This is a genomic window from Pseudoalteromonas sp. AOP31-A2-14 (assembly GCF_052378035.1).
Classification (GTDB): domain Bacteria; phylum Pseudomonadota; class Gammaproteobacteria; order Enterobacterales; family Alteromonadaceae; genus Pseudoalteromonas.
In genome coordinates this window covers 2,739,819-2,757,624 of sequence record NZ_JBQSXI010000001.1, presented here as the reverse complement: position 1 = coordinate 2,757,624, position 17,806 = coordinate 2,739,819, and the positions used below count along the sequence as shown (strand labels likewise).

17 protein-coding genes and 2 pseudogenes are annotated in these 17,806 nt (G+C 40.5%); 6 read left to right on the top strand and 13 right to left on the bottom strand.

Translation table 11 applies throughout. The features are described 5' to 3' along the window. Positions 1-10: 10 nt before the first annotated feature. The 3 genes and pseudogenes from ACT3S9_RS12710 to ACT3S9_RS12700 all read right to left on the bottom strand — a co-directional run bounded on the left by ACT3S9_RS12710 (position 11) and on the right by ACT3S9_RS12700 (position 2,693). A complete protein-coding gene (locus tag ACT3S9_RS12710; RefSeq protein ID WP_441993471.1) occupies positions 11-1,204 on the bottom strand; it encodes an amidase family protein in 1,194 nt (397 codons plus the stop codon). A 351-nt stretch (positions 1,205-1,555) separates the two neighbouring features. Next, a pseudogene (locus tag ACT3S9_RS12705) lies at positions 1,556-2,037 on the bottom strand (putative 4-hydroxy-4-methyl-2-oxoglutarate aldolase). Continuing rightward, complete coding sequence (locus ACT3S9_RS12700) at positions 2,031-2,693, bottom strand: TetR/AcrR family transcriptional regulator (protein ID WP_441836359.1); 663 nt, start codon at positions 2,691-2,693, stop codon at positions 2,031-2,033. The pseudogene ACT3S9_RS12705 and the gene ACT3S9_RS12700 overlap by 7 nt, the downstream one beginning before the upstream one ends. 1,049 nt (positions 2,694-3,742) lie before the next feature. Between ACT3S9_RS12700 and ACT3S9_RS12695 the strand changes: the two genes are divergently transcribed. Beyond that, positions 3,743-4,636, top strand: a complete 894-nt coding sequence (locus tag ACT3S9_RS12695) for a Dyp-type peroxidase (protein WP_441836360.1) — start codon at positions 3,743-3,745, stop codon at positions 4,634-4,636. 2 nt (positions 4,637-4,638) lie between these two features. On the opposite strand, the gene argR is transcribed toward ACT3S9_RS12695, so the two are convergent. Next, positions 4,639-5,106 carry a transcriptional regulator ArgR gene (argR, locus tag ACT3S9_RS12690; protein ID WP_441836361.1) on the bottom strand — a complete coding sequence of 156 codons (468 nt, stop codon included), beginning with the start codon at positions 5,104-5,106 and terminating at the stop codon, positions 4,639-4,641. Between the two features lie 214 nt (positions 5,107-5,320). Between argR and mdh the strand changes: the two genes are divergently transcribed. Continuing rightward, the gene (gene mdh, locus ACT3S9_RS12685) at positions 5,321-6,253 is read left to right on the top strand and encodes a malate dehydrogenase (protein WP_441836362.1); all 933 of its coding nucleotides are present in this window, start codon (positions 5,321-5,323) and stop codon (positions 6,251-6,253) included. A gap of 78 nt (positions 6,254-6,331) precedes the next feature. Here mdh and ispB read toward each other — a convergent pair whose 3' ends face one another. Next, a complete protein-coding gene (gene ispB / locus ACT3S9_RS12680) occupies positions 6,332-7,303 on the bottom strand; it encodes an octaprenyl diphosphate synthase (RefSeq protein WP_441836363.1) in 972 nt (323 codons plus the stop codon). A 410-nt stretch (positions 7,304-7,713) separates the two neighbouring features. Between ispB and rplU the strand changes: the two genes are divergently transcribed. The 4 genes from rplU (at position 7,714) to folA (ending at position 10,176) form a co-directional block, all read left to right on the top strand. After that, positions 7,714-8,025, top strand: coding sequence for a 50S ribosomal protein L21 (gene rplU, locus ACT3S9_RS12675; RefSeq protein ID WP_006794538.1), 312 nt, complete (start codon positions 7,714-7,716; stop codon positions 8,023-8,025). 16 nt (positions 8,026-8,041) lie between these two features. Continuing rightward, positions 8,042-8,299 carry a 50S ribosomal protein L27 gene (gene rpmA / locus ACT3S9_RS12670; protein ID WP_256828094.1) on the top strand — a complete coding sequence of 86 codons (258 nt, stop codon included), beginning with the start codon at positions 8,042-8,044 and terminating at the stop codon, positions 8,297-8,299. A gap of 156 nt (positions 8,300-8,455) precedes the next feature. Further along, positions 8,456-9,616 (top strand): Obg family GTPase CgtA, encoded by a 1,161-nt coding sequence (gene cgtA, locus ACT3S9_RS12665; RefSeq protein WP_441834390.1) that lies wholly within the window; start codon positions 8,456-8,458, stop codon positions 9,614-9,616. Between the two features lie 71 nt (positions 9,617-9,687). Then, entirely contained in the window at positions 9,688-10,176 is a 489-nt protein-coding gene (folA, locus tag ACT3S9_RS12660) for a type 3 dihydrofolate reductase (RefSeq protein WP_444750958.1), read from the top strand. A 487-nt stretch (positions 10,177-10,663) separates the two neighbouring features. Here the strand turns inward: folA and istB are convergent, their stop codons facing one another. The 8 genes and pseudogenes from istB to surA all read right to left on the bottom strand — a co-directional run bounded on the left by istB (position 10,664) and on the right by surA (position 17,788). Beyond that, complete coding sequence (gene istB, locus ACT3S9_RS12655; RefSeq protein WP_208835222.1) at positions 10,664-11,416, bottom strand: IS21-like element helper ATPase IstB; 753 nt, start codon at positions 11,414-11,416, stop codon at positions 10,664-10,666. Continuing rightward, positions 11,409-12,902 (bottom strand): IS21 family transposase, encoded by a 1,494-nt coding sequence (gene istA, locus ACT3S9_RS12650; RefSeq protein ID WP_443490040.1) that lies wholly within the window; start codon positions 12,900-12,902, stop codon positions 11,409-11,411. The genes istB and istA overlap by 8 nt, the downstream gene beginning before the upstream one ends. A 135-nt stretch (positions 12,903-13,037) precedes the next feature. Beyond that, positions 13,038-13,242 (bottom strand): annotated as a pseudogene (locus ACT3S9_RS12645) (methyl-accepting chemotaxis protein); the annotation flags it as partial. Positions 13,243-13,497: 255 nt separating this feature from the next. Beyond that, entirely contained in the window at positions 13,498-14,313 is an 816-nt protein-coding gene (locus ACT3S9_RS12640) for a symmetrical bis(5'-nucleosyl)-tetraphosphatase (RefSeq protein ID WP_441834388.1), read from the bottom strand. Positions 14,314-14,321: 8 nt separating this feature from the next. Continuing rightward, positions 14,322-14,711 (bottom strand): Co2+/Mg2+ efflux protein ApaG, encoded by a 390-nt coding sequence (gene apaG, locus ACT3S9_RS12635; protein ID WP_441834387.1) that lies wholly within the window; start codon positions 14,709-14,711, stop codon positions 14,322-14,324. After that, positions 14,695-15,501 carry a 16S rRNA (adenine(1518)-N(6)/adenine(1519)-N(6))-dimethyltransferase RsmA gene (gene rsmA / locus ACT3S9_RS12630; RefSeq protein WP_441834386.1) on the bottom strand — a complete coding sequence of 269 codons (807 nt, stop codon included), beginning with the start codon at positions 15,499-15,501 and terminating at the stop codon, positions 14,695-14,697. The genes apaG and rsmA overlap by 17 nt, the downstream gene beginning before the upstream one ends. Continuing rightward, positions 15,501-16,490: a 4-hydroxythreonine-4-phosphate dehydrogenase PdxA gene (gene pdxA, locus ACT3S9_RS12625; RefSeq protein WP_441834385.1), complete on the bottom strand. Its 990-nt coding sequence runs from the start codon at positions 16,488-16,490 to the stop codon at positions 15,501-15,503. Before pdxA ends, rsmA begins: the two co-directional genes overlap by 1 nt. 2 nt (positions 16,491-16,492) lie before the next feature. After that, positions 16,493-17,788 carry a peptidylprolyl isomerase SurA gene (gene surA, locus ACT3S9_RS12620; protein WP_441834384.1) on the bottom strand — a complete coding sequence of 432 codons (1,296 nt, stop codon included), beginning with the start codon at positions 17,786-17,788 and terminating at the stop codon, positions 16,493-16,495. Positions 17,789-17,806 lie beyond the last annotated feature (18 nt).

Below are 17,806 nucleotides of genomic sequence, written 5' to 3'. Positions count from 1 at the left end.
CAATTATGCTCTACTTTAGTTGTGTGTGAATCAGTTGTATGCAAGCTAATAAACTTTTATCGTTACCATGACTCATCATTAGCGAAAAGCCATAGGGGGCGCCATTTGCTAAACATGGCATTGGAATATGCACTTGCGCTGAGCGGCTCAAGCCTGCAATAGCCGATAATGTAATTATTTGCATGCGTAAAGCGTTTGTATCCGCTCCCAACAAGGGTGCTGTTGTCGGTGTAGTGGGTAAAAACAAACAGCTTTTAGAATCTAAGTTATTAGCAACTAATGCTTGCCAGTGCTGTTGTACTTTTTTAGCTTCACGCTCTTCTTGTTCAGTTAATGATAGTGCCATGGTAAAGCGTGCTTGAATAGCCGGAGCAAAGTGTGAAAGTCTCTTAGGTTGCTCTAGCCAATCTCGATACGTGTGAGCAATAGAGCGGCCTTGTAATACTCGAAACGCATCACTAAGTTCGGTAAATATTTGTTTACTCGGTACACTAAAACGCTTGTGTTTAGAGAACTGTTTTTTTGTGAGAGCCAACGAGTTCAGTAATGTGGCTTCTAATGAAGGATCAACGAGCTCAAGTAACTCATCCGCTATTACCAAGGTATTAACCGGATTGATAGGTTGCTTAGGTAATAAAACATCGCCTACCTCTTTAAGTAGTTCTGCGCTTGAGGTAAACCATCCAATAGTGTCAAATGGCGCTGCTAGAGGTATTAACCCATCTTTTGCAATAACATCGTGGCTTGGTCTAATACCGAATAAACCACAGTAACTAGCCGGAATTCGTATTGAGCCACCTGTATCAGTCCCCAGTCCTATATCTGCTAAATCTTTCGCGACTGCGGCAGCAGACCCCATGCTCGAACCACCACAAGCATGGCCTGCCAGCTTAGGATTTTGAGCTGCACCGTAATGTATATTATTACCTTCTAGACTATATGCTAGCTCATCCGTGTGGGTGAAACTTTGGAAGTTACAACCTTGTAGCATTAGTTTTTCAACACAAGAAGCTGTGCTTAGCATGGGGGCTGCATTTTCAAACCAATGAGGGTTACCTGCGCTATTACGCTCATTTTTTACAGCAAAAACATCTTTAACCGCTAAGCGTTTATTGGCTAATAATCCTTGTTGGGTTATTTGCCAGTTTTTTGGGCCATGATCGCAAAAAATGCCGATGTGATTATTGCTTGTTTTTATGCTCATGTTAAAACTCGTTACTTGGTGAAGTTGAGAGAATCGTGTATATGCATTGTTGTTTGTACAAAAGAGATAAATGTCATTTTATATTTGCAAAACAGCATCGCTTTGAGTTCTAAAGCGCGCTCTATGCTTGATTTTGAAGTTGAGTATTTATCTTTTTAGTGAACGTCATTGCTAGTCATTAAGCAAAAGCAGTGCCATAACTATTATGTTGTCCGATTGGTCAGCTTTTATTGGCTCCGCAAGGAACTCATATAATAATAAACCGAAAATGAAGGGTTAAATTAGGTAAAAACGGCCTAATTTGGTGCGCCTTTGCACCAAGTTAGTTCTCTTGTTTATGAGGACTGTGGATTATATAAGTGATTTTTTGCTGATCAATACACCATTAACATCAGCATAAATCCAATCACCTTCATTAATTGTTGTACTTAACATATTTACAGGTTGGTTTTTATCACCAAAACTTCTTTTATCAGTACAGCGAGGGGTGGAACCTAACGCCATTACAGGTAATTCTAAAGTTGTTAGAATTTCTATGTCACGACAACACCCATTGATAATAACCCCTTCCCAACCATTACTTAGCGCGCGCTCGGCCATAATATCACCAATAAAAGCAAGCGTTTACTGGCAAACCCATCAATAATCAGTACTTTTGCAGTACCGTCTTGGTGAAGTATGTCAGCAGCAAGAGAATTGTCATCAGGGCAAGTGACGGTGATAGCTTGCCCGCAGAAGTGTTTGTTTTTCCCAAAATGGTAAAGGCCACTATCCATAACTTGGACGTGGTCACGGTGATCATCATATAAATCTGGAGTCGTAAATTTTAGCATTGTATTTGCTCACTTTGAGTAGGAATAGTTAGACCGAGCCCTTTTAGGATTATATGGGCTATGGAGTCGGTAATCGTGTCGACATCAACTTTATCGTACTCAGGTTTATCAAGTACCAGTAATACTTCACTTTGAAAGTCTGCATAATATTGGGTAGTAGACCAAATAGTAAATAACAAGTGGTAAGGATCAACTCTGTCGATCTTACCTTGTTCCATCCAGCTTTCAAATATTGCTACTTTCTGTTCAACCCAAGGACGTGTATTGGCTTTTATATAATTTTGTAAGTAAGGAGCCCCGCGTAAAACCTCACCCGCAAATAGCCTAGATTGCAAAGGCTTATTAATCGATAAGGTAACTTTATTTTTAATGTAGCTGTACAACACTAATGCGGGATCATCAGAGGCTGTATTTTTGTCTAACCCTAAGTTCCAGTTGACAACAATTCGATCAATAACAGCCTCGTATAAGCCATCTTTACTTTTAAAGTAATATAAAATATTCGCTTTAGGAAATTGCGCTTCTTTTGCTATTTTGCTCATGCTTGCGCCTTCATAGCCGAGTTGAGCAAACAATTGTTCAGCTGCATTTAGGATAAGCAGTTGATTTTTCTCTCGGGTGACTTCTTTTTTATTTAGCTTTTTGTCTGTGATCATTTTTAGTTTGTAATGTCAGAACATTATTTATTCTTAACTTTGCAGCGCTAAAGATCAACAGTCTAACTATGAATATTATAAGTTTGTATATAAGAGGCGAACACTTTTAGCGATAATTTTATATTATGAGGGTTGAATTTAAAGGTATTTATGTCGCATTTGAGAATGAATGATGGGTATATCAATATATTGATGAAGTAGATAAAAAAGAAAAGCGCGTCCTATTTCTAGTCGCGCTTGCGGGATCTTCTTAATTTATTGCATCCTGCAATGGTACTTGATTAACTCCATAATCCTTACTAATCCATGTGATTACGCTATTACTTTTATCTATGCGTAATGTAGGCTATCCGAGCCTATATCCTTATTGCATCCGTGTTCCATTTTCACAATTCCTATTGTGCTTCCTTTACGCATCATCCTGATGCTGTCCAATTTAGTAACACTCCATTGTGTGCTCATCCTGAGCTTGCCCTTAAATCCTTGTTAGGGTAACGGAATCTATAATCCTTAGATTAATGAGTAGTTAATCCATGTCTTTACTCATTAAGGCATTGCTGCCTAACCGATGGAAATAAGTATAGAGTTTTTATTTAGCTAAAAAAGGATAAAATTTGAATGTAAATATTTGTCAAGATTTTGAAACTTATTAAAAGTAATTTAAAATCAATGTTTTACTTTTTATTTTCGTGTTTTTTTATCATCGTTATACTCAATTTCTGCCATACTTGTAAGAGATGTCTCACGTAGTATTTCCATAATGGGAGGCATGTAGCTTAAATAGTTAAACAGAAACTCATTAATCTAATTCATTACTGCGAACTTCTGAACCTTTTTGTTGTTCTGTGTATAAAAGGTGGTTGCAGAGTTTCTTGGTCAAAGCATATACTTATAGGTAAGTATTAACAGTCACTGAATCGAGTTATTTCAATTAGATAACGTTGAGTTAGCTATTAATAGAATAAAATAGAAATAGGCTACGCGGTTTGCTGCAATGCTTTTCATTCGAAAAATTCGGCCGTGTCAAACATTTAAGCTAAGGATATATCATGGCGCAAGCGCAATCTGGAATTTGTGCTGAGGCAAACTTACACGGTTTGCATTTGTTTTTTAACGTGCTAGATAGTCACGATGAGTCTTTACGTAAAAAATTAAAACGAGTCAGTGCAATACAAGATGAATTTGCTGATCAATTCTCTGAGTCTATGCTTACAAGCTTTGTCGCAATTGGTGCTCAGTATTGGCCGCACTTGCTTCCTGAGTTTATCCCAGACGAATTAAAAAGTTTCCCTAATATAACTCATAGTGAGTATCTTATGGGGGCTGAGCCTTTCGACTTATTTATTCAAATCCGTTCAGATCGCGAAGATGTAAATCACTTATTTGCACTGCAAATCTTAAAGCTATTTTCACCAGATGTTGAGCTGGTGGAGCAAGTTCGTAACTTTCGCTTTTTAGATGGTCGTGATTTTAATGGCTTTATTTATGGTGGCGATATGCCTTATGGCAGACAAAAACGCACCACGGCATTAATTAATAAGCCAGGTCACTTTGAAGATCAGGGCAGTTATATTCATGTGCAACGTTTTGTGCATGATTTAAGTGTATGGCAGCACCTATCACTGACAGAACAAGAACAAATAATGGGGCGCACACGCTTAGATAACACACTTGTGGTGCCTGCTATAAAAAGTAGTCATGCCGTTAGGGTAGAACTTAAAGATGAACAAGGGCTGCCGATTTTATTAAATCAAAGTATGCCTTTTGGTGATGTACACGAACAGGGGATTTTAACGGTTAGTTGTTCCGCTTCAGGGGAGGCTTTTACGCAAGTGCTTAAGAGTCGCTTGGGGGAGTGTTCTGATCATTGGCTTGATTTTACTCAAGCCGATATGGGATCTGCGTTTTTTGCACCATCGTTAAACTTTTTAAAGCAACTGTAAGTTTAAACCGTATCAAATAAGATATGAACACGCTCAAGGGTGACATCTATTTCAGATATTTTCGCTGGCGCGATAAAAATAGTGTCATCGCCAGCAATGGTACCAAGTACGCCATCGGCCTTGCCTAATGAATCAAGCAAGCGAGCAATAAGCTGTGCAGCCCCAGGGCTGGTACGAATGATAATCATCATTTCGTTATGCATAATATCTATAACTAATTGGCGTAGAGGGCTTTTAGCAGTCGGTACGCCCATTTCAGCAGGTAAGCAGTAAACCATTTCTTGTTTTGCGTTACGGGTGCGTACAGCACCAAATTTACTTAACATGCGTGAGACTTTACTTTGGCTTATATTATCAAAGCCTTGCTCTTTTAAGGCCTCAACTATTTCACCTTGTGAGCCAAAGTTCTCTTCTTTTAATAACGCTTTAAAGGCTTTAACTAATGCTTCTTGCTTGTCTTGGGGTTGCATGTCGTAGATTCTTATTCATTAATGGTGGGGTAATTCTACACAATATTGCATAGTTATGCAGTAATTGTCTGATGAATTTCACCTGTAAACTACTTTATTTACAACTATGGTCGAAATTATATGCAAAATAAGCAGGATAAATTTGTCTTTAGGTGTTAATTTCATTATCTTTAGTGCCACTAAGTTTTTCCTACCTTAAATTATGGAGAGTTTTATGAAAGTTGCTGTTCTAGGCGCAGCTGGCGGTATCGGCCAAGCATTGTCTTTATTATTAAAAACAGGGTTACCTGCAGGTTCTGAATTATCATTATATGACGTAGCCCCAGTTGTTCCAGGTGTAGCGGTTGATCTTTCTCACATCCCAACTGACGTAAAAGTAGCGGGTTTTGGTGCCGATGACCTAGGTAAAGCGTTAGAGGGGGCTGATGTCGTACTTATCCCTGCAGGCATGCCACGTAAACCGGGTATGGATCGCGCTGATTTATTCAACGTGAATGCAGGTATTATCAAAACATTAGCAGAAGGCATCGTTGCTAACTGTCCAAAAGCATTAGTGGGTATTATAACTAACCCAGTAAACGGTACAGTGCCAATTGTAGCTGAAGTATTCAAAAAAGCGGGTACATACGACGCTAAGCGCGTTTTTGGTATTACAACCCTTGACGTGATCCGCTCTGAAGCCTTCATTGCTGAACTTAAAGGCGTTGATGTTGCGTCAGTTAAAGTCCCAGTAATTGGTGGTCACTCAGGCACGACTATTTTACCGCTTCTTTCACAAGTTGAAGGTATATCTTTCACTGATGAAGAAGTTGCTGCACTTACTCCACGTATCCAAAATGCGGGTACTGAAGTAGTAAATGCTAAAGCTGGCGGTGGTTCAGCAACGTTATCAATGGGTGCTGCTGCAGCTCGTTTTTGTATGTCTTTAGTAAAAGGCCTGCAGGGTGAAGATGTAGTAGATTACGCATATGTTGCTATTGAAAACGGCGATGCAGAATACTTTGCACACCCAGTACGTTTAGGTAAAAACGGCGTAGAAGAAATTCTTTCTTACGGCGAGCTAAGCGCATTTGAAGAGAAAGCCAAAAATGACATGCTAGAAACCCTGAAAAAAGACATCAAAGAAGGTGTTGATTTCATGGCGTAATAGCCTATATAACCTGAATTTAGGTTAAATACTAAAAAAGCCTGCAATTGCAGGCTTTTTTATGGCTTAAATAAAAATTTAGTGGCTGCGGTCAACCGCTATTTTGGCTAAGCTAATTAAGGCCTCTTTATAAGGTGATTCCTCTAATACTGTTAAACTAGCAATCGCTTTGTCGGCTTCTTGGTTTGCTTTATCCATCGTAAAATCAAGTGCTTTGGTTTGTGCGAGGGTATCTAAAATTGCGCTTAAATTATCCATACCATTGCTGTGCTCGATAGCATCACGAATTAACTGTACTTGCTCAGGCGTGCCATGCTGCATTGCATAAATTAATGGTAATGTTGGTTTACCTTCAGCTAAATCATCGCCAATGTTTTTACCAAGTTGTTTAGCATCAGCATTGTAATCAAGCACATCATCCACTAATTGAAAGGCGGTACCTAAATGCATGCCATACAAATTAAGCGCTTCTAAAGTTGCGTTATCTTGCTCGGTGATTATTGCAGCCAGTCCGGTTGCCGCTTCAAATAGCTTAGCAGTTTTAGAATAAATAACCTGCATGTAACTGTCTTCAGTTGTATTAGGGTCGTTGCAGTTCATTAATTGTAATACTTCACCTTCAGCAATGATATTGGTTGCATTGGCTAAAACTTGCATTACCTGCATCTTGCCAATACCTACCATCAACTGAAATGAGCGAGTGTAAATAAAATCTCCGACTAATACGCTGGCAGCATTACCAAATTCGGCGTTAGCAGTGGGTGTTCCGCGGCGTAAGTTTGATTCATCAACCACATCATCATGTAACAAGGTTGCTGTGTGAATAAACTCAACAATGGTTGCTAAAGTGATATGTTGTTTGCCTGAATAACCGAGTGCCTTAGCAGCTAAAATAGCCAGCATCGGGCGAACGCGTTTACCACCACTATTGACTATATATAGCCCTAGTTGGTTTACCAGCGCCACATCGGAGCGCATTTGTTCATATATAAGTTGATTGACGTTATGCATATCGTTTTCGATTAACGTCTGGATAGCTTTTATATCCATTGATCTCCGAGCCAATGTTAATGGGTATACGCAGCTGATTGTACAACAAAAAAAGGCTCGGCTCGATATTTTGTGACGAATAGCTAAAAAAACAGCATAAAAGTGGATTAATTAGGGCTGAATTAGTGTGCCTTTCTTTTTTTTGTTTGAAAAGTAATCACTTATCTGGCGCGTTATTCATATTCATTACACTCATATTTATTTATTTACTATTGATGTTAAAAAGCGCTTGGCATAATGCCAATTTAATATAAAATAGGGGAAAATATTGAATTGCCCTTGTCGCAGCTATTTTTTATTCATTTTATCAAAAAGAGGCTTGCTAGTTTTTAAGCATTAGCGTAGACTTCGCGCCCTATTGAAGAATATTTTAGTTGCGTCGATTTGAGGGCGCACAGACGGAGTTAATTATGTACGCGGTTTTCCAAAGTGGTGGTAAACAGCACCGTGTGACTGAAGGTCAAACGATTCGTCTTGAGAAATTAGACGTTGAGACTGGTGCAGCAGTTGAATTTGATTCAGTGCTTTTAGTTGCTGATGGTGAGAAAATCGAGATTGGTGTACCGTTCGTAAACGGTGGTAAAATAACAGCTGAGGTTGTTTCACATGGTCGCGGTGAGAAGATTAAGGTTGTTAAATTTAGACGCCGTAAGCATTCTCGTAAGCAAATGGGCCATCGTCAATGGTTCACAGAAGTTAAAATCACTGGCATTAGCGCTTAATTAGAGGTACTTAGAAATGGCACATAAAAAAGCAGCTGGTAGTACTCGTAACGGTCGCGATTCAGAAAGCAAACGCCTAGGTGTTAAGCGTTTTGGTGGCGAATCAGTTCTAGCGGGTAGCATCATTGTTCGTCAACGTGGTACTCGTTTCCACGCTGGCACAAACGTAGGTATCGGTAAAGACCACACTATCTTCGCAAAAGCAGATGGTAAAGTTCAGTTTGAACAAAAAGGTCCTTTAAACCGTAAATACGTAAGTATCGTATCTGAGTAATCAGTTCGGTTCTTGAAAAACCCCGCCTTTGCGGGGTTTTTTGTTTTAGGCTCCCTGTAAATTTATATACCCAAGTGTTTTAATGCAGAGTGTGCTCTATAGGCCACTTCGGTATATAATAGTGTTATTAACAAGCCAATCTTAAAGTGAGTAATCATGAAGTTTGTAGATGAAGTAGAAATTCGTTGCGATGCGGGTGATGGCGGTGGTGGTATCGTCTCTTTCCGTCGTGAAAAGTATGTCCCAGACGGCGGCCCAGATGGCGGCGATGGCGGTGACGGTGGCAGTGTTTATCTACAGGCGGATGAAAACTTAAATACACTTGTTGATTACCAGTTTGAGCGTTTTCATCGTGCTGAACGTGGAACCAATGGTCAAAGTCGTAATTGCACAGGTAAAAAAGGTGAAGATTTAATACTTCACGTACCCGTTGGTACACGTATTACCGATGTTGATACCCAAGAGTCATTGGGTGACTTAACCCAACATGGTCAAAGAACAGTGGTTGCAAAAGGTGGTTTCCATGGCTTGGGAAATGCCCGGTTCAAATCAAGTACTAACCGTGCCCCACGACAAAAAACGTTAGGCACGCCAGGTGAAGTAAGGCCGCTTAAATTAGAGCTTATGCTATTGGCTGATGTGGGGTTATTAGGTTTGCCAAATGCGGGTAAGTCTACCTTTATTCGCAGTGTGTCCGCAGCTAAACCTAAAGTAGCTGATTACCCGTTTACTACGCTTATTCCTAATCTAGGTGTTGTTCGCCCTGATACGAATAAGTCATTTGTAATTGCAGACATTCCTGGCCTTATCGAAGGTGCTTCTGATGGTGCAGGTTTAGGTATTCGCTTTTTAAAGCATTTAGAGCGATGCAGAGTACTGCTGCACATAATTGATATCATGCCAGTTGATGGATCAAATCCAGTTGATAACGCATTCGCAATTATTAATGAACTACATCAGTACAGTCCTAAATTGGCAGATAAGCCACGCTGGTTAGTATTTAATAAAATTGATTTATTGCCAGAAGATGAGGCTCAAGCGCTCTGCCAGAAAATAGCAGAAGAGTTAGGTGAAAGTGAAAATATTTATCGTATCTCTGCGGCTAACAAGCAAAATACTCAAGCGCTTTGTCACAATATAATGGCGTTGCTTGATAGTATGCCTAAAGAGAAGTTTGAAGCCTTTGAAGAAGATGAAGAGGTTGAGTTCAAATGGGATACTTATCATCAAAAGGCAACCGATAAAGGTAACGATGACGACTGGGATGATGACTGGGACGATGACGATTACGACGTTGAAGTGATCTACGAACGTTAAATGTTATGTTTATTAAAAAAGGAGCTGCCGCTCCTTTTTTCTTGTGTAATACAAAAATACTGGGTTTTAATGTGAAAATATCAATGATAGCAGCTATGGCAAATAACCGTATTATTGGCTGTGATAACAAAATGCCGTGGCATTTACCTGCCGATTTACAGCACTTTAAAAAAGTGACTATGAGTAAGCCAGTGGTTATGGGGCGTATAACATTTGAGTCTATAGGTCGACCATTACCAGGGCGTAGAAATATTATTATTAGCCGTAATGTAGATTATGATGAGCCGGGAATTGAAGTTGTTTCATCTCCAGAAGCCGCTATATCACTGCTTTTTGATGAAAGTGAAATAATGATTATTGGCGGTGGCAATGTTTATAAGCAATTTTTAGCTAAGGCCGATACGTTGTATTTAACCTTCATAAACTTAACTACTGAAGGGGATACTCAGTTCCCTGATTATGAAGAGTCGGCTACTTGGCAGCAAGTGGCATGTGAGGAATATGTCGCTGATGAAAAGAATAAGCACGATTATAAATTCGTCACACTCAACAAAGTTTAGTCGCATTAAGGTGGTGGGTGGGCGTTAACACTTCATATCAGCCACCTCAATAAATAGCTCTTAAGTTAGCTATGGTGCGTTTTTCGATATTTCTTTCGGTGCATTTACTCAGATAGTCCTGATGACTGCCGTCAATACACAAGCCTAATTACAGAAGTGATTCGATATGAGTGTGAAGTGATTCGATATGAGTGTGAAGTGATTAAAGTAATCGATTTGTACCTAAACAAAGCGCAAAGTAAACTAAGCTCGACATATATGCAAAATAGCCTCCCTGCAAGATTTATAAAAGGTCAATTTTAGAGTAAGTAAAAAGTTATTTATAGGTTATTAAGTGCTGATTTTTTTTGGCTTCGCCTACTAAGTTGCTTTGAGCTTGTTTAGCGTGCGCCTTTTGTGGTTTGCTCTGCAATTGCGACAATAGTATCTAGCGTCAATTAACTTGGCCGGTTCCGCGTCAATTATCTTGGCCGGTTGACACCGAATTTTATTTGCTCTTATTGAGCGCTGTTTTGCGTCGGTAACTTTCACCTTCGCAATGAATAATCGTTGCATGATGAACCAAGCGATCTATTGCCGCTACAGTCATCGTTGAATCATCAAATAGTTCATCCCATTGTTCGAATGATTTGTTTGATGTGATGATCATGCTGTGTCGCTCATAGCGATGGGCTATCAATTCAAACAGCACGCTCGTTTCCTGTTCCGTTTTTCGTACGTAACCAACGTCATCAACGATTAATAAGCTGTATTTATCGAGCTTTACAAGTTCGTCTTGCAAGCGTAAATGTCGCTTTGCTTGCTGGAGTTGTTGAACAATCGCTGACGCGGCAACAAACTTAACTTTATGGCCCTGCTCGATAAGGCCATAACCGATACTACTGGCGATATGCGTTTTACCAAGACCACTGGCGCCAAATAGCAATATATTGCCACCGTGCTTCAACCAATCCGGCTGATTTATTAAATCAGCAACAAGGGGCTTACTAACCCCATCAACAAGGGTAAAGTCGAAGCTGCTAAGGTGTTTACCCACGGGCAATTTTGCATCTTTTAAAAGCCGCTGAAGGCGTTTATCATCGCGTGTCGCAAGTTCAATATGGCACAGCTCAGATAAGTATTGCTGTGGGCTCCATTGTTCTTCTATCGCTTTTTTGCCCAGGGTATTCCACTGTTGAAGCATGGTGCTAAGCTTTAATTGTTTCAGCATTAAAGGTAACGAGGCCGTGAAGTTATCCATGTAGACCTCCCGGTATCATGCTGCTATAAGCGCTCAAGCTGTGTTGCTTTATTGTTATTGTGGGTATGTTTGATGCAATCACTAAAAATTGCGCTTCACATTCTCGGATGGCCGGTAATTGTCGCTGAGTAATTGACGCTGCTACAAATCGTCCTAATTGACGTTCGCACCCACTTTGTTTTGCTAAATGGAGCAGTTTTACCATGTAATAGCTCGCTTCATCCGCTAAAAGGTGGGCATTAACGTATTCCCAAATAGCTTTGTAATTGTCGCTTGGAAGTAAGTCGTCACGTAGTTGTGAGTAGCGAAATGCCAATGGTTTTTTAACCAGTGCGTCAATAACATGCAAGTAACTAATATTACGTGCACGGCATCCTTTAGAAGCATAGACACGCGCTAACGTTTGAACTAAATCGCTGCCATAGTGCAGCTCTAAACGGTTGTCATATAAACGAACCAGTAATCGGCTACCAATAAGGCGTGACGGGACGCTATAGGTAACACGTTTCAATGAAATAGTACTCGTACGTGACACCGTTAGATAATGCTCGGTGTAATTGACGCTCATCGTCCGTGGTAAAGCATGTAATTGTCGCTGCTCTACTGCGTATTTATCACTTACACGGCGATTACGGCGAGCTACAATGTCGGCAACAAACGATTCATAGACTTCTCTTGTCTGAAAGTCATAACTACCACGGATTTTTAATGCTTGCTCCAGTTGCGATTTAAGATGCCCATGAGGGCTCTCAATAGCCCCATTTTCATGCGCAATACCGCGGTTATTGCGGGTCGCTTTAAAGCCATAATGGGTGACTAATTCATTAAAGCGCTCTGTAAAATCGTTATCATTAGTGTGATTACGATAGGCGGCACTCAGACTGTCTGTACGCACTTCTTTAGGCACACCGCCGGCTGCTTTAAATGCGTTTTGCACGCCATCAGAAAAAGCAGCAAAGCTTTCACCGCCGTAGATCACTTGGGCGTAAGCCCAGCCACTGGCGGGCATACGATAATGAAACAACATATGCTTTAAGGGTTCACTAGCAATGGTAACGGGTGACTTCACATGTGTAAAATCACACATACCTAATAGGCCATACTCGTGTGTTTGCAGGAATACGACCTCTTTACTTGAGCCATACAGTGCCCGCCATTTATGAATTCGACGCTCTAATGTACGCCGTGAGCTAGGGTTAAATTTGTCGGTGTGAAACTCGCAAAGGTGATCAAAAATTCCCACCGGAGTTAACGTTGCATCACCTTGAAGTAGAGGGACAACAATACTGTCCCAGATAGACTCAAGTGGATCTATACGCGTTCGCCATTGGCGTTTATTAGACAATGGCTGCTCATCCAGTTTATCAATGCGCCTTGCTGAACGTTCTGAAATACCTGCTTTCGCAGCCGCGATAACTTGGCTATTACGTTTTCTATGTTTCATATAAATAGTGACCTGCTGATCAGTGATTCGTGTTCCCGGCACAGTGAACTCCTCCGTTCTGCTGTACCGAACCTTATCAGATCAACCGGCCAAGATAATTGTCGCTAGACCGGCCACCGTAATTGTCGCTTAATACAATAGGCTCTAACCGTTCGCGATCTCTTGCGACACATGCTATTGCTTTTGCGCTGCAGTTGAAATCTCTTCACTGACTAATGGGCTGAACAACAGCGTCTGTAATAGAGTTTAAAGCGGTATTAGCATGATCTGATTGCCCTTACCGCATGATTCAGCTTGATGCTTACCACGTTACGGCTGCTGCTTCAACGCGGCTTTGTAGTGATTCAATCATGTCTGAACTTTCTTGCATCGACTCCTGCATTTACTTGCTAAAGAGTAAGTTAGTTTGATCGACAATACCGCGAATGACGTAAAATATGCGACCAATTGAATAAGCTTATTAATAACTTGCGAAGTATCTTCTATTTCACGGGCTAGCTGTTCAATAGTGGCTTTATTTTTATTTGAAATATTTTTTATGCGTTCAGTTTCTTTATCAGCATTTTAATTTCACTTAGAGCTCGCTCAACTTGAACTGCGGATTACGAACAAGATGTTAAGAGTTATTTCTGGTAATTTAGGTGAAAAGGTGTGAATTTTCTGTAAAACGTTGCTTGGATGAAAGTTCTATTAACGTCATTACGCCGCCCCATACGCAGCCTGTATCTAAAGCGTGTACGTTTTTATTTTGTGTAATGCCTTCAAGTGCCGCCCAGTGACCAAACATAATTTCAAAGTTTATACCTTTTAAATTATGGTGGGCAAACCAAGGCATTAGTGTATTACTATCATCAATCTTGCCTTTTGCGCTAAGATCTAATTGGTTATTGGCATTAAGAAACCGCATTCGGGTGAAATAATTAACAATATAACGAAATTTCTCTTGGCTCGATTGCTTGTTAATATTTTTTGTTGGGTGGGGCATATACATTGAGTTAAAAAATGCGAAAGCATCATTGCCTTGATAGCATTGCTCTGCAAACTTTGCATATTCAAGTGCTTGGGAAACACTCCATAGTGGATTTAAGCCAGCATGAGAAACAAATGTTTGTTGCTTTTCGAGCCAAAGAGCGAGCGGTTGCTGCTGTAGTAAAGCAATATAATTAGCGAGTTTAGGGCTTGCAAACAGCGCAGATAAGTTATCTTTAGGATTCGGTTTTTTATTACGGTGATAACACGCTATTAAGTGTAGGTCGTGGTTACCTAAAGTGACGGTAATACTGTCTTGGTATTGGTATAAGTAATCAAGGCACGCTAGGGAATCGGGACCTCTTGCAACGATATCGCCGACTAAATAAAGGTGATCTTTACTTGGATTGAAATCAACCTGTTGTAAAAGCTGTTTAAATTCACCAAAACAGCCTTGTAGATCACCGATTACATAATTAGCCATGTAATTGATTAATGCAGAATATTAGGACGCGCTAAGCGAAATACGTTTATTGGTGCATCAAACTCGGTACCAAACTCATTACGTAATGTATAGTAACCTTGCATGGTGCCAACGGGAGTGTCAATTACCGCACCGCTGGTGTATTGGTAGCTTTCACCGGGGCCTATGGTAGGGGTTTCACCTACGACTCCTTCACCTTGTACTTCGACTTCTTTGCCATTGGCGTCAGTTATTAACCAATAACGACTAAGTAGCTTAGCACTGCAAAGGCTGTGATTTTTAATGGTGATTGAGTAAGCAAAAACATATTTGTCTTTCTCTGGTTGTGATTGGCCTTCAACATAGAATGTTTCTACCGATACTTTGATCGGCGAGCCTAAATTACTGCTTGTGGTCATAAATCCAATTAGCTATATCAATAAATTGTTGTAACGACAGACTTTCAGCACGAAGTGTAATATCAATGCCAATTGTTGTTAATTCGTCTGCGTTGAGTAAGTTGCTTAGACTATTACGAAGTGTCTTACGGCGTTGATTAAACGCTTCTAAACAAACGGTATTAAGAATTTTTGTACATTTAGCACTGCGTTGCTCTGGCTTTTTGGGGATTAAGCGGATCACTGCTGAATCAACTTTAGGCGCAGGTTTAAAGCATTCTGGTGGCACGTCAATAACAGGCATTGCGTGGCAATAATATTGTGTCATAACACTTAAACGGCCAAAAGTTTTACTTCCAGGGCCTGCGACCATGCGTTTCACGACTTCTTTTTGCAGCATGAAATGCATATGTTCAATATTGTCGGCAAACTCAAAAAGATGGAATAACAAGGGCGTAGAAATGTTATAAGGTAAGTTACCAAACACTTTTAACTTTTTGTCGTCTTGCACAAGGCTTTCAAAATCAAACTTCATAGCATCACCTTGGTGAACCGTCAGTTTGGGGCCTAAAAATGGGTGTGCGTTTAAGCGATCAACTAAGTCTTTATCAAGCTCAACAACGGTTAAGTGGCCGCTAAGCTCGGTAACAGGCTCGGTAATTGCGCCAAGACCTGGACCAATTTCTACTAAATTATCTTCTGGTTTAGGGTCGATAGCCGTTACTATCTTGTCGATAATCATACTATCGTTAAGAAAGTTTTGACCAAAACGCTTACGAGCGCGGTGTCCTAAATGTACTTTATCTGTCATTAATTTTGTGCTTTTTCATGGGCGAGCTTAATTGCTTCGCGGATCGCTAATTCAAAACTGCCAACATCAGCTTTACCGGTGCCGGCTAAATCAAGGGCTGTGCCATGATCAACTGAGGTGCGTATAAACGGTAAACCCAACGTAATATTTACTGAGTTACCAAATCCCTTGTATTTTAGCACAGGTAAACCTTGATCGTGATACATTGCAAGTACCGCATCAGCATCGCGTAGGTACTTATCTTGAAATAAAGTATCCGCAGGAAGTGGACCAACTAAGTTCATACCTTGATTATTTAATAGCGTGAGGGTCGGGGTAATTGTTTCAATTTCTTCACGACCTAAATGACCATCTTCACCAGCATGTGGGTTGAGGCCACAAACTAAAATACGCGGGTTTTCAATGCCGAATTTAGTTTGTAAATCATGATGTAAAATACCCGCCACTTTGCTTAGTCTATCGGCGGTAATTGCCCGCGATACATAAGCTAGGGGAATATGGGTAGTCACCAAGGCAACACGCATGCCTTGAGTCGCTAACATCATAACTACATCTGGAGTGTTAGACTGCTGAGCAAAATATTCAGTATGGCCACTAAAAGAAATACCCGCTTGGTTAATTATCCCTTTATGTACTGGGCCTGTAACAATAGCGGCAAAGGTACCATCCATGTTCTTTTCACAGGCTATGCGTAAGGTATCAAGTACATACTGACCGTTTCCATCATTTAGTACGCCAAGCTCTACCTTAGCGCCTAAATCAACTTGGTGCAGATAAACACTGCCAGCGGGGGCGGCCTCTATGGCTTGGCTTTCATTAAATGGCAGTAAGTTAATACTTAAACCAAGTTGCTTGGCTCGATCTTGTAGTAACTGGGCATCGCCAATCACTACAAGTTGTGCATCCCATTGCTGCTGGGCAAGCGTTAATAGTAAGTCAGGGCCAATACCTGCGGGTTCACCCGGCGTTATAGCTATACGTAAAGTCATAGTTACTGCGCAGTTGGGAAAATTTCAACATGGGCTTGTTCACGCATTTCTTGCTGCCAGTTGAAGCTTTCTTCTTTAAATTTACGATTGAATAATAATTGGTGCGCACGGTTACGTTTAGCTTGTTCTGTTTTATCGGCAACACGCTTGTCTAATAACTGCACTATGTGCCAACCAAAGCTTGACCTAAACGGGTCACTAATTTCATTTTTATCAAGTGATAGTAAGGTGTCTTTAAATGCGGGGACGTAGGTTGTTGGGTCTGTCCAATCGTATTCACCGCCTTTAAGTGCTGACCCAGGGTCTTCTGAATATTCTTTGGCAAGCTCGGCAAAATCAGCAGTACCAGCGCGCAGGTCTTTAACAAAACCAGCTAGCATATTACGGGCTTTTTCTTCACTTAGAATGACAGATGGCTTGATTAAGATATGACGTGAGCGTACCTCTGTCGTTTCAACTACTTGGCGACCACGAACATCTTGCACTTTAACAATGTGAAAACCAGCACCAGAACGAAGAGGGCCAACTATACTGTCTTTCTTTTGACCTTTTACTGCTTCAGCAAACAATGATGGCATTTCGTTTATGCTCATCCAACCTAATTGACCGCCTTCAAGTGCTTGTGAACCGCTTGACGATGAAATAGCTATACGTTTGAATTCTTTACCTTCTTGTAAAAACTCAATGACCTTATCAGCGCGAGTTTTAGCGCTGGCAATTTCGTCCGCAGTAGCACCACTTGGAATATCAATTAAGATATGGCCAATATTATACTCTTCAGCACTTTCACCTTGGGTTTCCATGATCTTTAATAAATTATCCACTTCTTGGGGGCTGATATAAATACGACGATCTACATTGGCACGCGTAACTTGTTGAGTGGTAATTTCTTTACGAATTTCTTCGCGGTAATTTTGAAAGCTTTCACCTGAGCCTTCAATAGTGCGACGTAAGTCTGCAATTGTACCGCCTTGCTCTTTAGCCATGCTCATTAATGTTTGGTCAAGCTGGCTATCAGAAATTTCAAGGCCCATACGCTCTGCAAGTTGCATCATAAGTGTTTGGTTGACTAGGCGCTCCATAGCTTGAATACGTAACGTATCATCAGAAGGAAGCTCTTGGTTTTGCTCTTTAGCCTGTGCTTTTACACGGTTCACAATCGTGGCAACTTCGCTTTTTAAAATAACGCCTTGGTTAACAACACCGACTACTTTGTCGATTTCTACAGGTTTTGCTAAAACACTTTGGCAAAGACCAATGGCGAGTGTTGCAGTAACTAATAATTTTTTTAAATTCATATTCTTTTTAATACTCTT

What these genes read in the sequence shown, in the direction of transcription:
- cgtA (WP_441834390.1), top strand. Translation starts at nt 8,456, where the DNA reads ATGAAGTTTGTAGATGAAGTAGAAATTCGTTGCGATGCGGGTGATGGC.
- ACT3S9_RS12710 (WP_441993471.1), bottom strand. Translation starts at nt 1,204, where the DNA reads ATGAGCATAAAAACAAGCAATAATCACATCGGCATTTTTTGCGATCAT.
- argR (WP_441836361.1), bottom strand. Translation starts at nt 5,106, where the DNA reads ATGCAACCCCAAGACAAGCAAGAAGCATTAGTTAAAGCCTTTAAAGCG.
- rsmA (WP_441834386.1), bottom strand. Translation starts at nt 15,501, where the DNA reads ATGACAGATAAAGTACATTTAGGACACCGCGCTCGTAAGCGTTTTGGT.
- surA (WP_441834384.1), bottom strand. Translation starts at nt 17,788, where the DNA reads ATGAATTTAAAAAAATTATTAGTTACTGCAACACTCGCCATTGGTCTT.
- apaG (WP_441834387.1), bottom strand. Translation starts at nt 14,711, where the DNA reads ATGACCACAAGCAGTAATTTAGGCTCGCCGATCAAAGTATCGGTAGAA.
- istB (WP_208835222.1), bottom strand. Translation starts at nt 11,416, where the DNA reads ATGGATAACTTCACGGCCTCGTTACCTTTAATGCTGAAACAATTAAAG.
- pdxA (WP_441834385.1), bottom strand. Translation starts at nt 16,490, where the DNA reads ATGACTTTACGTATAGCTATAACGCCGGGTGAACCCGCAGGTATTGGC.
- mdh (WP_441836362.1), top strand. Translation starts at nt 5,321, where the DNA reads ATGAAAGTTGCTGTTCTAGGCGCAGCTGGCGGTATCGGCCAAGCATTG.
- ACT3S9_RS12700 (WP_441836359.1), bottom strand. Translation starts at nt 2,693, where the DNA reads ATGATCACAGACAAAAAGCTAAATAAAAAAGAAGTCACCCGAGAGAAA.
- ACT3S9_RS12640 (WP_441834388.1), bottom strand. Translation starts at nt 14,313, where the DNA reads ATGGCTAATTATGTAATCGGTGATCTACAAGGCTGTTTTGGTGAATTT.
- ispB (WP_441836363.1), bottom strand. Translation starts at nt 7,303, where the DNA reads ATGGATATAAAAGCTATCCAGACGTTAATCGAAAACGATATGCATAAC.
- rpmA (WP_256828094.1), top strand. Translation starts at nt 8,042, where the DNA reads ATGGCACATAAAAAAGCAGCTGGTAGTACTCGTAACGGTCGCGATTCA.
- ACT3S9_RS12695 (WP_441836360.1), top strand. Translation starts at nt 3,743, where the DNA reads ATGGCGCAAGCGCAATCTGGAATTTGTGCTGAGGCAAACTTACACGGT.
- rplU (WP_006794538.1), top strand. Translation starts at nt 7,714, where the DNA reads ATGTACGCGGTTTTCCAAAGTGGTGGTAAACAGCACCGTGTGACTGAA.